14 protein-coding genes and 1 pseudogene are annotated in these 14,704 nt (G+C 58.4%); 5 read left to right on the top strand and 10 right to left on the bottom strand.

All coding sequences use genetic code 11. The annotated features are described in order from the left end of the window. Positions 1-118: 118 nt before the first annotated feature. Positions 119-1,298, top strand: a pseudogene (locus tag B4I46_RS02895) (MFS transporter). On the opposite strand, the gene B4I46_RS02900 reads toward B4I46_RS02895, so the two are convergent. Together B4I46_RS02900 and B4I46_RS02905 are read right to left on the bottom strand one after the other, a co-directional pair. After that, a complete protein-coding gene (locus tag B4I46_RS02900; protein WP_286898568.1) occupies positions 1,292-2,446 on the bottom strand; it encodes a lysozyme inhibitor LprI family protein in 1,155 nt (384 codons plus the stop codon). The pseudogene B4I46_RS02895 and the gene B4I46_RS02900 sit on opposite strands and share 7 nt — an antisense overlap. Positions 2,447-2,456: 10 nt before the next feature. Next, positions 2,457-3,620, bottom strand: a complete 1,164-nt coding sequence (locus B4I46_RS02905) for a lysozyme inhibitor LprI family protein (protein ID WP_043861668.1) — start codon at positions 3,618-3,620, stop codon at positions 2,457-2,459. 148 nt (positions 3,621-3,768) lie between these two features. Between B4I46_RS02905 and B4I46_RS02910 the strand changes: the two genes are divergently transcribed. Continuing rightward, positions 3,769-4,176 (top strand): hypothetical protein, encoded by a 408-nt coding sequence (locus tag B4I46_RS02910; protein WP_213606723.1) that lies wholly within the window; start codon positions 3,769-3,771, stop codon positions 4,174-4,176. A gap of 57 nt (positions 4,177-4,233) precedes the next feature. Here B4I46_RS02910 and B4I46_RS02915 read toward each other — a convergent pair whose 3' ends face one another. From B4I46_RS02915 to B4I46_RS02925, 3 genes are all read right to left on the bottom strand, one after another. Beyond that, on the bottom strand, positions 4,234-5,613 hold the full coding sequence (locus B4I46_RS02915) for an NAD(P)-binding domain-containing protein (RefSeq protein ID WP_054915939.1): 1,380 nt from the start codon (positions 5,611-5,613) through the stop codon (positions 4,234-4,236). A 379-nt stretch (positions 5,614-5,992) separates the two neighbouring features. After that, complete coding sequence (locus B4I46_RS02920; RefSeq protein ID WP_054915940.1) at positions 5,993-6,811, bottom strand: AraC family transcriptional regulator; 819 nt, start codon at positions 6,809-6,811, stop codon at positions 5,993-5,995. 46 nt (positions 6,812-6,857) lie between these two features. After that, entirely contained in the window at positions 6,858-7,475 is a 618-nt protein-coding gene (locus B4I46_RS02925; protein WP_043859804.1) for a LysE family translocator, read from the bottom strand. A gap of 450 nt (positions 7,476-7,925) precedes the next feature. Between B4I46_RS02925 and B4I46_RS02930 the strand changes: the two genes are divergently transcribed. Beyond that, entirely contained in the window at positions 7,926-8,222 is a 297-nt protein-coding gene (locus tag B4I46_RS02930; RefSeq protein ID WP_236177250.1) for a DUF3077 domain-containing protein, read from the top strand. A 74-nt stretch (positions 8,223-8,296) separates the two neighbouring features. Further along, positions 8,297-8,644: a hypothetical protein gene (locus tag B4I46_RS02935; protein ID WP_286898574.1), complete on the top strand. Its 348-nt coding sequence runs from the start codon at positions 8,297-8,299 to the stop codon at positions 8,642-8,644. 143 nt (positions 8,645-8,787) lie between these two features. Here B4I46_RS02935 and B4I46_RS02940 read toward each other — a convergent pair whose 3' ends face one another. Further along, positions 8,788-9,285, bottom strand: a complete 498-nt coding sequence (locus B4I46_RS02940) for an SMI1/KNR4 family protein (protein WP_043859806.1) — start codon at positions 9,283-9,285, stop codon at positions 8,788-8,790. Between the two features lie 181 nt (positions 9,286-9,466). Here B4I46_RS02940 and B4I46_RS02945 point away from each other — a divergent pair, with 181 nt between their 5' ends. Beyond that, entirely contained in the window at positions 9,467-10,294 is an 828-nt protein-coding gene (locus tag B4I46_RS02945) for a DUF2314 domain-containing protein (protein WP_286898575.1), read from the top strand. 201 nt (positions 10,295-10,495) lie between these two features. Here the strand turns inward: B4I46_RS02945 and B4I46_RS02950 are convergent, their stop codons facing one another. From B4I46_RS02950 to B4I46_RS02965, 4 genes are all read right to left on the bottom strand, one after another. Next, positions 10,496-10,810 carry a DUF3077 domain-containing protein gene (locus B4I46_RS02950; protein ID WP_286898577.1) on the bottom strand — a complete coding sequence of 105 codons (315 nt, stop codon included), beginning with the start codon at positions 10,808-10,810 and terminating at the stop codon, positions 10,496-10,498. A 632-nt stretch (positions 10,811-11,442) separates the two neighbouring features. Further along, positions 11,443-12,801, bottom strand: coding sequence for a hypothetical protein (locus tag B4I46_RS02955; protein WP_286898579.1), 1,359 nt, complete (start codon positions 12,799-12,801; stop codon positions 11,443-11,445). A gap of 155 nt (positions 12,802-12,956) precedes the next feature. Further along, the gene (locus tag B4I46_RS02960; protein WP_286898581.1) at positions 12,957-13,769 is read right to left on the bottom strand and encodes a putative phage abortive infection protein; all 813 of its coding nucleotides are present in this window, start codon (positions 13,767-13,769) and stop codon (positions 12,957-12,959) included. A gap of 257 nt (positions 13,770-14,026) precedes the next feature. Further along, a complete protein-coding gene (locus tag B4I46_RS02965; RefSeq protein ID WP_286898583.1) occupies positions 14,027-14,581 on the bottom strand; it encodes a hypothetical protein in 555 nt (184 codons plus the stop codon). Positions 14,582-14,704 lie beyond the last annotated feature (123 nt).

The following is a 14,704-nucleotide window of genomic DNA, read 5'->3' on the forward strand; positions in this document are numbered from 1 at the left end:
GAGCGGGCTTGACCCGCGAAGCGTTAGTCCGGTCGGCACAGATCCCAACTCCGGTATATGCACAACTGCCACCGCCAATCCCCATGCTAAAACAGCCATACCCATCGGCGGACCCACCATGACAAAAACGACCACCCCGCATTTCGGCCTGCTGTGCCTGGCCAGCTACCTGCTGTCGCTGTCCTACGGCTCGACCTTTCTGCTCTCGCTGCTGGTCACTTCCCGAGGNNGGCAATGAACAGGACGCCGGCAGCATCATCGCCATCGCCATGCTCAGCACCGTGGTCGCCGTGCTCGGCAGCGGCCATCTCGCCGACTGGCTCGGCACCGCCCGCGCCATCGCGCAGTCGGCGCTGTGCCTGATCGGCGCCTGCCTGGGCTTTGCCCTGGTACCCGGTGTCGACTTCAGCCTGTGGCTGTGCGGCCTGCTGCTGGGCCTGGGCTGGGGTGCGTTCTACACCCTGGGCCCGATCCTGGTTGCCGCGCTGGTCGAGCCGGCCCGGCGCACCCACTGCTTCGCGCTGCTGTCAGGCAGCATGATGAGTGGCATCGGCTCCGGCCCGCTGGCCGGCAAGCTCGCCTCGCTGCTGCACCTGCCACTGGAAACCGCGTTCTACACCGCCGCCCTGGCCGCCGCTGTGGGTATGCTGGTCTTCGCCTGGCTGGCCCGCCAGCACCCGGCACAGGCAGCCAGCGCCCGCATCAGCCGCCACGCCGGCATCCAGGTGCTGCGCTCGTCGGCGCGCTGGCCGATCCTGATGGTGGGCCTGGGCGGCGCGGTGTTCGGCGGGCTGGGCAGCTTCCAGACCACCTACGCGGCCAGTCGCGGGCTGGACTATTCGCTGTTCTTCGTCGGCTTCATGCTCGCCGCCATCGGCTGCCGGCTGCTGATCGCCGGCTGGGTGGTGCGGCATGACGCCTACCGCACCTCGTGCCTGCTGACCGGGCTGATGGTGCTGGCCGTCATCGCACTGGGCTGGTGGGTGCAGGACGCCCTCAGCTACCTGCTGGCGGCGGCGTTGCTGGGGGTGGGCTACGGGCTCAACTATTCGGTGATCAACGGCCTGGCGGCCAACGAAGCGCCCACCGGCTACACGCCGCAGGCACTGCTGCTGTTCAGCCTGGGGTACTTCATCGGCGTGTTCGGCTTCCCGCTGCTGGCCGGCACCCTGATCGTGCAGGGCGGCCCGCATGCACTGCTGCTCAGCGTGCTGTGCGTGGCGCTGCTCAACTGGCTGGTGAGCGTGGGCCGGCTGCTAGGGCGCTGGCGGGCCCGAGCGTTGCCACAGGGTTACTGATCCGGGGCGATGGCGAACATCAGCTGGTTCTCCTGCACATACACCAGCGCTTCGCGGCCATTGATGTCCACCGGGCGGGCCGACACCGCCTCGTGCTCGGGCACGACCTTGGACAGCACCTTGTTCACCAGGTCGACCCGCCAGACGCAGGCCATGCCGCCACTGTTGTCGAAGTACAGCACCGGGCGGTGTTCGCTCCAGGTCGGGTTGACCAGGCTCCAGCCACTGGAGTCGGGCGCCATCACGCTCTCGTAGCCGCGCGAGTTGCCGTCGCTTTCGTAGGCCAGGCGCAACTGGTCGTTGGCCACGTTGAGGTCTTCGAGCACACGCGCCTTGGCAAAGCGCACGGTGTTGGAGCCGGCGTGATAGCCCTGGGTGGTCGGTTGCGGCGGCTGCTGGCTGCCCACGGCATACACCATCGACTGCTCCAGCTCGCCGTTGCTGCGCTGGCGGTAGTAGAACGCGCCGTCCTGCACCCCGGCATAGCGCTCGCGCTGGTCGTTGAAGCCGCTGTGGGACCAGCCGGCAAAGCGCACGTTGCGCGCGATCACATGCCAGCCGGGGTGATCGTCGGCGTATTCGAGCAGGGTACCGGAGGTGGCCCGCATCACGTGTTTGTCCTGCACGTAGGTGGGCCCGTCAGGGTCGCCGGAGACGTACACGAACGCGTGCAGTACGCCGTCCTTGACGGTCACATCGATCAGTTGCGCCACCGAGTCCTCGCTCATGCCGATGAACGGGGCCAAGGCAAAGCGCTGCCACGGCGCGTCCTCGACCTTTGCGTACACCTCGCCCTTGGGCAGCGGTGCGAGGCTGTCGGAGGCAACCGGCGCCGGTGCCGGCAAGGCGGTCAGCCGGCGGATCTGGCGGTCGTAGGCGCTCTCCAGGCACTCGGGGGTCTTGCACTGGTTACGCACGTTCTTCAGCCAGTCGGTTTCCAGCTCGCGGAATATCTTCTGCGCCTTGAGCGGGGTGTACAGCGCATTCAGCTGGTCGTCCTTGGCCGACAGCGAGGGCGTGTTGCAAATCGCGGTTTCCAGAATCGTGTTGGCCCTGCTGCAATCGAAACCGGCGGCCGAGGCCACCGGCGCGTGCAGGGCCAGGGCCAGCAAGGCGGGCAGGGTGAGCAGGCGGGTCACGGTGTGCATGGGGGTGTCCTTACAGGTCGGGCGACAGGGCGAACATCAACTGGTCGTGCTCGACGTACACGATCGCCTCACGGCCGTCGAGCTCCACCGCCAGCGGTTGCCCGGCCGTGTGTTCGGGCACGATCTTGGACAGCACCTTGCCGCTCAGGTCGACCCGCCAGATGCAGGCCATGGCGCCGCTGTTCTCGAAGTACAGCACCTGGCGGCGCTCGCTCCAGGCCAGGTTGGACAGGCTCCAGCCGCCGCTCTCGGGGTCGAGCACGGTTTCGCTGGCGGGGCGCGGCAGGGCGTGTTCGTAGTTCAGGCGCAGGTCGCTGTTCTCGTCGTTCATGTTGCCCAGCACCCTTGCCTTGGCAAAGCGCAGCGTGCGCGACTGGGCGTGGAACACCGTGGTGGTGGCCTGCGGCGGCTGGCGGCTGCCCAGGGTGTAGACCATGGCCTGCTGCAGCTCGCCCTCGGTGCGCTGGCGGTAGTAGAACGCGCCGTCCTGGATGCCGGCATAGCGTTCACCCTGGTCCATCAGCTCGCTGATGCGCCAGCCGGCAAAGCGCACGTCGCGGTCGATCACATGCAGGCCGGGGCGGTTGTCGGCGTATTCGAGCAGCACGCCCGAAGACGGCTGCACCGACCAGTTGTCCTGGTTGTAGCCGGGGCCGTCGGACGAATTTGCCACGTAGAGCAGCGCGTACAGCACGCCGTCCTTGATGCCCACATCGATCAGCTGGGCCAGCGAATCGGGGTACATGTCCGGGATAGCCGCCAGCGCAAAGCGCGGCCACGGCTCGTCCTGCAGGGTACGGTAGGCGCTGCCCTGGGGCAGCGGCACCGCGTCGCGCAGGCCGGGCACGGGCGGTGGCGGCAGCGCGGTCAGGTTGCGGATCTGCAGGTCGTAGGCGCGCTCAAGGCAGGTGGCGGTCTGGCAGCGGTCGCGCACCTCGTTTACCCAACGGGTTTCCAGTTCGCGATAGATGCGCCGGGTCATCAGTGGCTTGTACAGCGCGTTGAGCTGGTCGTCCTTGGCCGACAGCGTTGGCGTGTCGCACACCGACTTTTCAATGAGGGTGCGTGCCTTGCTGCAATCGAAGCCGGCGGCGACGGCGGCCGGAGTGTGCAGGGCAAGGGCAAGCAGGGTGCTGGAAGCCAGCAGGGTGAACAGGCGGGCGGCGGGGGTCATCGGACGTCCATGTGGGCCGGGGCAGGGGGCGGATGATACGTGAGCGCCACGGGCGACGGAAAGGCACCTGCGTGTCGATCTCGACGCTTCTGCACAAATCCGGTCGCGCAAGTAGACTGCCGTGTTTCAGGCCTTGCAGGAGCTTGCCATGACAGTCCGATTTCGCTGGTGGAGGTACACCGCTTTGCCCGCGCTGTTGCTGCTGCAAGGCTGCATGCCGCGCTCGGTGATCGTGCACGACGGGCTCGACACCACGGTCGTCGATCAGCACACCCGGCAGCCACTGGCCGGGGTGAGCATTATTGATGCAGGGGTGGTGGTGGCCCGCAGCGACGCGCAGGGGAGGGTACAACTGGCGCCCAGGCGCACCCTCAAGCTGGAGCCGCTGATGGGCGAGGCGAACGTGATGCTCAACCTGCTGGCCTGCAAGGACGGCTATGCGCCGCAGCCGGTGGCCGAACGCCGTGGCTGGAATGCCGACTACGGGCCCAGCCAGGTGCATCGCGAGGTCATCGGCCTGCAGCGGGGGCAAACCGGTTACCAGTGCCCGCAGTAGAGGCCGCGCCGGCAAGGGCCGGTCTTGTGGGGGCACCGGTTTCGGGCGTCGGCGGGGCTACCCGCGCAGTGCCTTCACTTCGCCCTTCTTGCCGTCCGTTTCGCGCAGGTACTCCTCCAGCGAATCGTCCATCGCCTTCAGCCACCGCGTATGGTGCGGCACCGCTGCCGTGCCGGTGATCACCGAACGGTACGACTTGTCGCGATAGCCCATGATGTCGCTCTTCTTGTCGCTCTTCCACTTGAGGAAGATGCGGTTCACGGCATCGATATCGAAGCTGGGGTAGTCGGTCTGCGCGATCAGGTGCTTGATGTAGCGGCCCTGGAATTCGTACATCGAGGCGGTGGTGTCCAGGGCCTCTTCATCGGCGCGCCAGCTGGCACTGTCGGCCTGCATGTCGGCCTTGGCCGGCAACTTGATGCGCCCCAGCATGTAGTCGCGGGCGAACCAGGCCTGGGCGTCGAACAGGTTGAAGCTGTACCACAGGTCCTGCATGCCCAGGTAGATCAACTGCGGGTTCTGCTCCCACACCACGCCCTGGTACAGGCCGGTTGGCCACAGGCGGTTGTTGGTCTTGAGGGTCAGTTCGTCGGGCAGGAACGGGAAGTGATGCTGGTAGCCGGTGCACAGGATGATCGCATCCACGCGCTTGTTCGAGCCGTCGGCGAAGAACGCCAGGTTGCCCTCGACACGCACCAGCTGCGGGCGCTCCTCCCAGCCCTTGGGCCATTTGTAGCCCATCGGCTGGGTGCGGTAGGCCGTGGTGATCGAGCGCGCGCCGTACTTGTAGCACTGCGAGCCGATGTCTTCGGCCGAGTAGCTGCTGCCGACGATGAGCAGGTCCTGGCCCTTGAACTCCATCGCCTCGCGAAAGTCGTGGGCGTGCAGGATGCGCCCGGCGAAGCGCTCGAACCCTTCGAATTCCGGCACGTGCGGCGTGGAGAAGTGCCCGCTGGCGACCACCACGTAATCGAACACCTGCTCGATGCCCTGCCCGGCGCTGTAGTCGTAGGCGCTGACGGTGAACTCGCGGGTGGTTTCATCGAAGCGGACGTTCTTGACCGCGGTGTTGAAGCGGATGTAGTCGCGCACCCCGGCTTTTTTCACGCGGCCCTGGATGTAGTCCCACAGCACTTCGCGCGGCGGGTACGAGGAGATCGGCCGGCCGAAGTGTTCGTCGAAGCTGTAGTCGGCGAATTCAAGGCATTCCTTGGGGCCGTTGGACCACAGGTAGCGGTACATGCTGCCGTGCACCGGTTCGCCGTGCTGGTCGAGGCCGGTGCGCCAGGTGTAGTTCCACATGCCGCCCCAGTCGGCCTGCTTTTCGAAGCAGACGATTTCGGGCATGGGGGCGCCCTGGGCATGGGCGGATTGGAAGGCACGCAGTTGCGCAAGGCCGGACGGGCCGGCACCGATGATGGCTACACGAAGAGTCATAGAGATTCCTGAACAGTTGAACGCTGAAAAAAATGCAAAGGCTCCCCAACCCCGAGCGGCAAAAGCCGAGGGTGGTGGAATTCAGGCGCTACGGTGCAGGTGGAGGGACGGGGCGCTTGCGCATCTGGGCCAGCAGGATGTTGCCTGGCGGAATCGACAGTGCGTGGAACAGGGTCGAGAGCGGGGAAGGGGTGACTGTGTTCGGCCCGTAGCCATCAGCGCAGGGCGCAAAATGGGGGCCTGAAGGGCGAAAGATGCGTGTGATCTCGTTCATGGGGGGCTGGAATGGCCTCTTTTCGTTATGGTTTCCTTTTTATCTATAACGGATGGGGGTGGGGATATCAAGGTCGGCGACCCCACCGCCCGCCAGTGCGCAAACTCAATCAAGGCGCCCGAGCAAGGGTTTGCACCAGCGCGAGGGGGTGATGCCGTAGGCGTTCTTGAAGTGCCTGGACATATGGCTCTGGTCGAAGAAACCGGCCTCTACGGCTGCGTCCGCCAGGCACTGACCGGCGAACACCGAGGCCTTGAAGCGGTCGAGGCGGCGCAGGGTCAGGTAGCGGTGGGGGCTGGTGCCGAAGTAGGCGCGAAAGTCCTTGGACAGGCTCCAGCGGTCGCGGTTGGCGCAGGCGGCCAGGTCATCCAGGGTGATGGGCTGCTCCAGGCTGTCATCCATGTACTCGCGGGCACGACGGGCGGCGGCGTAGTCGTGGGCCTGCCTTGATGCCGGGCGCCCGCACACGGCCTGCAGCGCGCTTACCAGGCCCAGCAGCGCGTCGTCCTCTTCGAGCGGGTCTAGCCTGTCGTCCATGCTCGCGAGCATCGCGTGGGTGGCGGCCGCCAGGCGCGGGTCGCGGGAGATGCCGCCCTTGAGAAACGGCAACGGCTGGCCCCCGAGCACCTCCTGCACCAGCGCCGGGGTGAGGTAGAGCATGCGATAGCGAAACCCCGACGCCGAGCCCGCATGCCCGTCGTGCACCTCGTCCGGGTGCAGCACCAGGATCTCCCCCGGCAGGCTGTGCCGGCTGGCGCCGCGGTAGCTGAAGCTCTGCACCCCGGCCAGGGTGCGGCCGATGGCATAGGTATCGTGGCGGTGCGGGTCGAAACCGTGGGCGCTGAAGAAGGCCTCCAGGCGTTCGACCCTGGGGGACGGTGGGGCGTGTTTCACCCAGTCTTGCGGTGACGGTAGATCGAGCATTCTGCTCACCTTTCGAGTGATAGAGTCAGGCCGGCGACAACACAGGTTACAGCGTGCCGGCGTTTGCCTGAATGTGAATGTAGAAATCGTGGAACATGAAGGCGGCGCACACGGCCAGGGCGATGCCCATCAGGCGGTTGAACAGGTTGAAGTACACCTCTTTGCTGATGCGCTTGCCCAGCACGGCGCCCAGCAAGGCGTAGAGGCCAGGCGCGCCGGCAGCGCCCAGGGCTATCAGCGCCGACACGGCGGCGATGCTGGCGCCGCTGAGGTGCGCGGCGGGGAACATCACGCTGGTGATCGGCAGCACCACCATCATGCCCTTGGGGTTGAGGGCCTGGATCAGAAAGCCGTTCCAGAAGGTCAGCGCCTTGGCGGGGGCATCGGACGATTGGGTGAGCTGGACCCTGGCGGTGTAGACCTTGAAGGCCAGGTAGCTGGTGTAGAGCCCGCCGGCCAGGGCGAGGTAGGGCAGCGCGGCCTTGGAGATGATGGCTTCGCCGGTGTAGCCGAACAGGATGAACAGCACGAACATTGCGCCGCCCACGCCGACGAAGAAGCCTGCGGTGCGGCGGAACTGGCCTGTAAGGCCGGCGTTCAGGCCCATCACGTTCACCGGGCCGGGGCTGTACATCACGCTGAAGGCGTAGAGAAAGATTTCCATTGTGTCCCCTGCGAGTGTGGGTAGGTGGTGTGCAGGTGACGTTAAACGGCCAGCCTTTGGCTGGCTTGTACGTTTGTGGGTGCCACCCAGCAGGAGCCGGCCTTGCCGGCGAAGAGGCCGTCCACTGCGGCGCAGGGCTGCGTTTACACACGCTTGGCCAGACACGTCTGAAGGACTGTAATATGCGGACAGATTTTGCGTGGGCGGTGCGCCTTGCTGGGGTTCAGGCAGGCCGTTAGGCTCCTGCGGTCGCTGAGCATCAGCGATCGGGTTTGGTCGCCCGTTGACAAAAAATCACGCTTCGGCGCCGCCTATGGCGGTTGTACGCGGGAGGCCTCGTGCCTGCCGGGTTTTGATCTTTTTGTCCCGGTCGACCAACTCGCGTACAGCTGCCACCCAACTTGCTTGGTCGCGAGCAGTGGCAGCTTCACTCTACAAAAAGTGATCGCCATGAAAAAAATCGTTCCTGATCCGCCGACTGCTCTGCTGGGTGAGCCCAGCGTTGATCCTTGTATCGAACACTCGCCATTCTTCCTGGTACGCGCAGACATACCCGAAGAAGACGCCCTGATGCATGCCTCGCTGTTGCTCAGAGGCATCTTCGACACCCTCCAGAAAGCCTGTTTGCACCCCGAGGACTCCACCAGCAAAGTTCTGCTGTGGGTCTCGTTGCATTCGACGGAATTAGCCAAGGTGCTGGTGGATGCGGTGCTCGACGGCATGGGCAATCGCAAGGCCACTGCGTAGAGGAAGCAACAGGGGCCGACCTGTTCAGCCCCTGTTGTGACAGACTTTCCGATCATGCACGGAGCGCGATGCCGATGACCCCATTTGAAACCCAATCCACCTCACCCGACGGCCGCTATCGCATCGAGGCTGCGCCGTGGGAAGCCGGCAACTCGCACTGGGTGTATCCGCCGCGGATTGTCGATGCCGTGTCGGGTGCCTGCCTGTTCGAGTTCCAGGACCAGCGCTGGTCCCTGGACCGCGCGGCATGGTTGAGTGATACGCAGGTCGAGCTGATGTTGCGCAAGTATCCAGGGCAACTCACAGGGCAAGGCTTACGGGTGAGGGTTGATTGCGCGGGGCGTGTCGCGAGGTGCGGTGAGGGTGCAGGTGTTGAATTGGCTGACCTTGAGACTGCACTCGAGCGCCATGCTTGTGGGTAACTGAAAAACCATCGGCTACCAGCGATTCGAAGTGCAGGGCTTGATCAAGCCATGGCCGGATGTTGGGTCTTTCTGGATGACGACCGGGATTTCATTGTTCGGGCGAATACCCGGCGTGGGTGCGCCTGGGTATTCGTTTCATGTCAGGGCTGTACGCGACTGTCGAACGGTTCGAAGTCGCGCTCGGTGAACGCTTCTGTCAGCACATTCGAACTGCACAGCCATTCGATCGCTTCCACCAGCCCGTTACCCGCAACGAGGGCGGCTTCACTGTGACGCGGCAGCACATAGATGCGCTCCGGGTCGCTGGGGTGAATGATGAGTTCGTCGCCGTCGTAGGTGTCGCCAATGATGATGCACTGCAAGGCCTTTTCCTTGGGCATCAGCTCCTTGTCGTCGTCCCAGAACCAGTACTGGTTGATGCGCTCAACCCACTGGGCCTGGCTGTTTTCGCCGTGCAGCAGTTGATGGGGCGGGTAGATGCGCACGTACACGCCGCCAAGAATGCCTTCGCCGAACTGCGTGACGTACTCGCGGTAGCCTGTGGGGAAGCGGGTACCCAACACAGCTTGTGCCTGGTCCACTTCGGCGTCTGTGGACAGCACCAGCGGGCTGCCGGTAACAGTGATGTTTTCAAACATTGGGCCTGTCCTTTTGCGTGGTATCCAAGGGTGCAGGTTTTTAGCGTAACGGGGGCTTGGGGGCAAGGCTGCCACGTTCGCTGGATCAGGTTATCCTGCTCCCGTTTTTCAAGTGGCGGCACAGGCCGCAAGTGCTCTGGCTTGAGCATTTCAGTGAACCAGGCGATGGAACGATTTACCTATGACCGAACAGATCATCTACGGTGTTGAAGGCGAAAGCGACGAGTTCAAGGCCGCCGTGGCCAGTGCTCAGGCGACGTTCAAGTATTTCTGGCGAGAGCTGTCGTGGGAGGCGCGCAGGATCGTGAAGGGCCTGGACATGGCGGCTGTAAAAATGTCCTTCCCCATCGAGAGCGACGACCCCGGGGTACCCAGCGTCGAGAACATGTGGGTGAGCGAGATCGATTTCGATGGGCAGTCCATCACCGGCGTGCTGATGAATGAGCCAAGCTGGGCCACCTCGTTCAAGGCGTGGGAGCCTGTGACGCTGCCGTTGGCCTTGCTGAACGACTGGATGTACGTGCGCCAGGGCCATGTGTACGGCGGCTTCACCGTCGACGCGATACGCGCGGCCATGCACGAAGACGAGCGCCTGGAGCACGATGAGGCCTGGGGTATGGATTTCGGTGAGCCGGGTTTGGTCGAAGTCGTCCCGGCTGCAGAAGGTCAGCAGCCTTGGCTGCTCTCCCGTACGTTGAACCGTGCTCAAGACCAGCAGACGCTGGCGGTGCTGGAATGCACCGAGCACCCGATGGCCTTGAACATGCGCGACAAGATCGAGGAGGGCGTGAGCGCACAGCCGCAGGTGGCCCGAGACCCGGATGACGAGGGATGGCTGATGCTGCACCGCGAGGTGCTGGCGGGCAATTACACGGTGGTGGATGCGCTGTTGCGTCATGGCGCTGACCCGTTGCTGCCCAACGGCAACGGCCAGACTTCGCTGGCGTTGGCAGGCATTGCCGGTTGGCCGCGGATTCTGGCGTTGCTTGAAGGGCAGAGCGCCCACTAGCGTGGGGTGCCATTCGCCAGCAAGGCTGGCTCCTACCGACGGCGTGGTCCTTTGTAGGAGCCGGCCTTGCCGGCGAAGAGGCTCTTCTGTGCATCGCAAACAGTGGGCCATTGCTCGGGCCGCATCCAAACGGGCGGATTGGTATTCCTGTTTGGAAGAACTGCCTGGACAAGCGGATCAGTCATTCATGAAGGCGGGTGCCTACTCGGGGCGCCCATCCCAGGCATTCAATGCAACCAGCACATCATCAACCACAGCCTTACTCATCTCTTGCAAGTAATGCGAAGCCCAGGCATGTCGGCCTGTATCGCGCTCTTGCGTGGCATCCTCGGCCAGTCGCTTGGCCAGGTGCAACAGGTCGGAAACGTGGGCCAATGCCTCGTTGATCGGTACGCCGGCATTAACCCGAAACAACGCCTGCTCGCCCTGGCCGGCAAAGGTCGTAAGGCCGGGAGTAGTGAGGGTATGAAGGTCAGGCATGGGCACCTCCGGGGAGGTGTGGGTGCGCGGCTGCATTGGCTAGCTCCTTGACTACACAAAAGAAGCGCCTGCACTGGTTGGTAGGCGCTGTCGCACCTTGACTGATTCGGGTTCCTACGCCCGGCCGATGATTTGGCAGCGGCGCTGGAAGGTTAGCCGGGAGGGTAAGTGGGGGCAACCGCTGGTGGGTTAAAGCTGTAAAGAGATGTGATTGGAGATGGCAAGCGGGGCGGGAGATAGGCGCTGGTCCCTTGCGTTGATAGCAGCAGAAAGCAATCACCCAAAAACAACAAAGCCCTCGCATTTCTGCGAGGGCTTCGTCTTAAATGGTGCGGCACCAAGAGTCGAATCGAATGGTAGTTTATTGAAATTTAATATAAATTTAATAACTAGCCTACAAGTATACCTCTAAAAGTACCCGATTGTTGCTTGCCATAGTTTATGGTGGAGCATAGAGCTGTGCTCTGCTCGCAATAATAAATATGTATGGTTGAGTTGATTTTAGTGGTTGGCAGATGGTGAAAAAATGGTTTGAGCTCTCTTTGTTGAGAAAAAAAGGCGACAGATTACCTGTTAGGTAACCGAGGGGTAAAACTTTCTACTGCTGTCGCCAGCTTGTAGACTCTTCTTTTCTTTGTTTGGACTTACACAAATTAAAGGCGAATTGATTACCAATTGTCCACTGGTTGGGAATCCTGCAAGATAAGAGCTCGATAATGATGGGCGTGTAGTGTTGGTGCATAAAGTGGATTGAAGTTTTCACTTTCTCTCAAGAGTAACGAGTACCTGTGATCTTTTGATTCATGCTTGTGAGATAGATCGCAATTAAGCCCGAGTGGCTTCAAGAACTTCTCATTAAACTCGTGGGAGTCGGCTCCGGACATAAATATCATCGATTCGATCGATGGTCCTTCAACAATATTTGCCGATCCACTAAGTGCCTCGAAGCCAAATTTCGAAATGGCGCAATATAGTTTGATGTGGAACTTGTTTTTCTTTATTGTGCCGTCAATCGCTTGTGAACTCAGTCCAAGCTCTTGCAGCTTGTTGTAGTCAATTCCTGATATGCTGCTGTAAGCTTTCTCAAAAAGTTTCACCTCAGAGGAGCGGGTTACAATTTTTGTTTTTTCTGGTGATATCTTACGCACCACGTTTAGCCAGTTTTCTACCCTCTGCTCACTTTTAAGGTACTGATGGCCGATAAATGGAGTTATTAAATATATGTCGTCAAACAGAATTGCCCACCTGTGCTGTAGTTTTCTTAACCATTGCATGATCTGAGTTTTGGAGAAGCTCCCTGGTGTTAAGTGTCCTTGCAGATTTTTTGCGCCTACTATATTGATTAGCGCGAAATCAGTTTCTTTAATATTTGCCGATTCGCTATAGGGCTTGCTGAAGTATGATACGGTATCCAGTCCGCACTCACATTTACAGGGAAGCCTGACAATCTGATATTCCGGCCTAGGCCCCCCGCCGTTTGCCAGATACCAGTTTAGGTATCGATCAAATCCATTTGATATATTGTTGATTTGCCCAATAAGTATTTCATACGCTTTTTCATCTAAGCCGGCACCGCATTTATGACATGTATAAAGTGGTTCCCCGGTCGGGCTATAGTTATGGTCAAGTTCATGAAGTCCAATATCTTGCGCAAGATAGTCATCGCATGTGGCAATCTCGCCAATTTCTAAATTTAAGGGCTCAGGCATACCCTCAAGAAAAGCATACTCAACTTTCTCAGCGCCTTCATAAGCATAGCAAACGTCGGGATTAACTACCTTTATTCTAGACAGTTTTTGACATTTAGTGCACTCAAAAGTTACCACTCCGTCTTCATCGAATTTTGGGATTAGTGTTCCATTAGGTAACGTAACATTAGATGTCAAGGCTTGCGTAAATACTATTACGCTTCTACATCCTTGGCATTGTATATTGTATTTTTTTACATTTTCAGGCTCAATTAGCCGCTCTCGCATTTCTCTTAAATCATGAGTTTCAAATATTATCTTTCCGTTTTCAAATTTCATCCCTAAATCTCGTCGAGATGCTGCGGTTAAAAGAAGTATTACCTGTCGCGACGGCATGGTGTAATTAACGTCAACCTCGCTGCCGTCGTGCTAGGAGTAGATTTATATCGCCTTTCTTGTCGATCCTAAAGATAAAGTTTGAGCGGTAATAAGTATTACGAAGTGCTGAGGCTTGCTTGGATTTCAAGCGCTTCCGAATTTTCGCCGAAAACTTTAGCCTTCATCAGCTTTAAGTCGGAACGGTGGAGTAACAGTTTTACATCTAGGTTATCAAACAATGCGTAGTCTTCAGCGAATCTCATGAACTTTCCCCCTTTCTTGCTCAAGCAGTTATAGAAAAGAAGAACCAGTTCGTAATCCGATAGCATGGAGCGCACAATAGTTCCCAGATGTTTTTTGTCTACTCCGTCAGAGTTTTCAATAAACCTGAAAATTGAATACAAGCTTCTGAAGTATAGGCCTAAATCACCACGATGTGACTCAAGTACAGAGTTATATGCAAACTTGGAGGCCTCGCTCGTTATAGTGCCCTCTTTGCGAAAGCGAACGAATCGTAATCTAAGCTTTCTGCGCCAGTTCCGAAAGCAGTCTCTTCCCTGAATGACAACGGCATGACCATTCCTTGTTAAGTGCAGATCAAATCCTTGGACAATTTGCTGCTGCAAACTTAGCAAGTTGTAAAATTGCGATTCAATCTGTTGCCTATGAGTCTGAGCATGGCTCGACTTAATATCCTTTCTTTGAAAGTGAAGCGAAAGTAGTACGCCAGAAAATGCGAGTGCCGAGAAAAACGCATTAAGTGTTCCAAAGGCATCACCAAAAGTACCGCTGCGAACGCCTTTCAATTCTGAGACATCCAGTGAATCTGCGTATCCAGAATACAAAAAAGCGTAATATATAATGTAAAAGCTCAGGACGGAAAATATCCCAATGGATATGATAATTCCAGATCCTATTTTTTTGCCCACCAGAGTATCTCCATGTATATCGACCCAATGTCGGGGGGCCTTAATACTCCACCTGGAGCCAAAATGCCATTATGTTCCGATGCGGAAAACGGGGTCAGGCCACGATTTTCGATATTTAATTGAAAGCGTGGTCTGCCCGCTATTCACAGTTCAGTAATTGGGTAAAAATGACCCTGTGAGGCAATCTTCATCGAAATATTATAGCGAGAGGTCGACACTAAAGCGTTTTGGTTATGCCAAACTCTCACCAATAGTAGTTAAACCCCGTTTACTCTTTTCTGATCCAAGATGGATATTATTTTTTCCGACAATTTCTTTTCTCTCGGGGATGAGATGAATTTTACAAAATCATCATTTTCATATGCATGTAGATATTTTTCGGGGACTTCCGAGTCAAACACAAACAGAAGCTGCTCTAGGTCTGGATGAGTTTCTTTAACTGTATTAAAATATTTTTTTGATGGCAGGCTGTAATTCCTTTTTACTTCAAGGCCTATTACGTGGCCGGAAAATTTTAGCAAAAAATCAACGCTATGATTTTTTGTATAACTAAACCCCTTATTTTTTTTCATATAAGCTTTCAATATTTGTTCTACCTTGCTTTCGAAGGCGTATTCTTTCTCGACAATTTTTTGTATTGCTCCGAGCTCGAGTTTTCCGCTATATGATATTTTTTGCTCTTTTCCATTTGTATCTTTAACTACTAACTGTGTCATCTTGCCATCGAAGGTTTTTTTCAAGGCTTTTTTTGCCAAAACAGTAATGAGCGGGATGAGCAGCGCAACCGCTGTTGAAATAATAAGCTCATCCATTATAGTTTCTCCTTTGCCCACGTCATGATTAAACTAACCACGTATACGGCCCCACCAATTGCTAAGGGCATATCTAACACCCAAAGCTTTCTTATAGGTTGTTCGGTTGTTAGAAAGCAACTT

This window comes from Pseudomonas sp. UBA7500, assembly GCF_002478435.1.
GTDB classification, from domain to species: domain Bacteria; phylum Pseudomonadota; class Gammaproteobacteria; order Pseudomonadales; family Pseudomonadaceae; genus Aquipseudomonas; species Aquipseudomonas palmensis.

Coding starts and splice junctions, on each gene's coding strand:
- B4I46_RS02900 (WP_286898568.1), bottom strand. CDS start 2,446: ATGCACACCGTGACCCGCCTGCTCACCCTGCCCGCCTTGCTGGCCCTG.
- B4I46_RS02905 (WP_043861668.1), bottom strand. CDS start 3,620: ATGACCCCCGCCGCCCGCCTGTTCACCCTGCTGGCTTCCAGCACCCTG.
- B4I46_RS02910 (WP_213606723.1), top strand. CDS start 3,769: ATGACAGTCCGATTTCGCTGGTGGAGGTACACCGCTTTGCCCGCGCTG.
- B4I46_RS02915 (WP_054915939.1), bottom strand. CDS start 5,613: ATGACTCTTCGTGTAGCCATCATCGGTGCCGGCCCGTCCGGCCTTGCG.
- B4I46_RS02920 (WP_054915940.1), bottom strand. CDS start 6,811: ATGCTCGATCTACCGTCACCGCAAGACTGGGTGAAACACGCCCCACCG.
- B4I46_RS02925 (WP_043859804.1), bottom strand. CDS start 7,475: ATGGAAATCTTTCTCTACGCCTTCAGCGTGATGTACAGCCCCGGCCCG.
- B4I46_RS02930 (WP_236177250.1), top strand. CDS start 7,926: ATGAAAAAAATCGTTCCTGATCCGCCGACTGCTCTGCTGGGTGAGCCC.
- B4I46_RS02935 (WP_286898574.1), top strand. CDS start 8,297: ATGACCCCATTTGAAACCCAATCCACCTCACCCGACGGCCGCTATCGC.
- B4I46_RS02940 (WP_043859806.1), bottom strand. CDS start 9,285: ATGTTTGAAAACATCACTGTTACCGGCAGCCCGCTGGTGCTGTCCACA.
- B4I46_RS02945 (WP_286898575.1), top strand. CDS start 9,467: ATGACCGAACAGATCATCTACGGTGTTGAAGGCGAAAGCGACGAGTTC.
- B4I46_RS02950 (WP_286898577.1), bottom strand. CDS start 10,810: ATGCAGCCGCGCACCCACACCTCCCCGGAGGTGCCCATGCCTGACCTT.
- B4I46_RS02955 (WP_286898579.1), bottom strand. CDS start 12,801: ATGAAATTTGAAAACGGAAAGATAATATTTGAAACTCATGATTTAAGA.
- B4I46_RS02965 (WP_286898583.1), bottom strand. CDS start 14,581: ATGGATGAGCTTATTATTTCAACAGCGGTTGCGCTGCTCATCCCGCTC.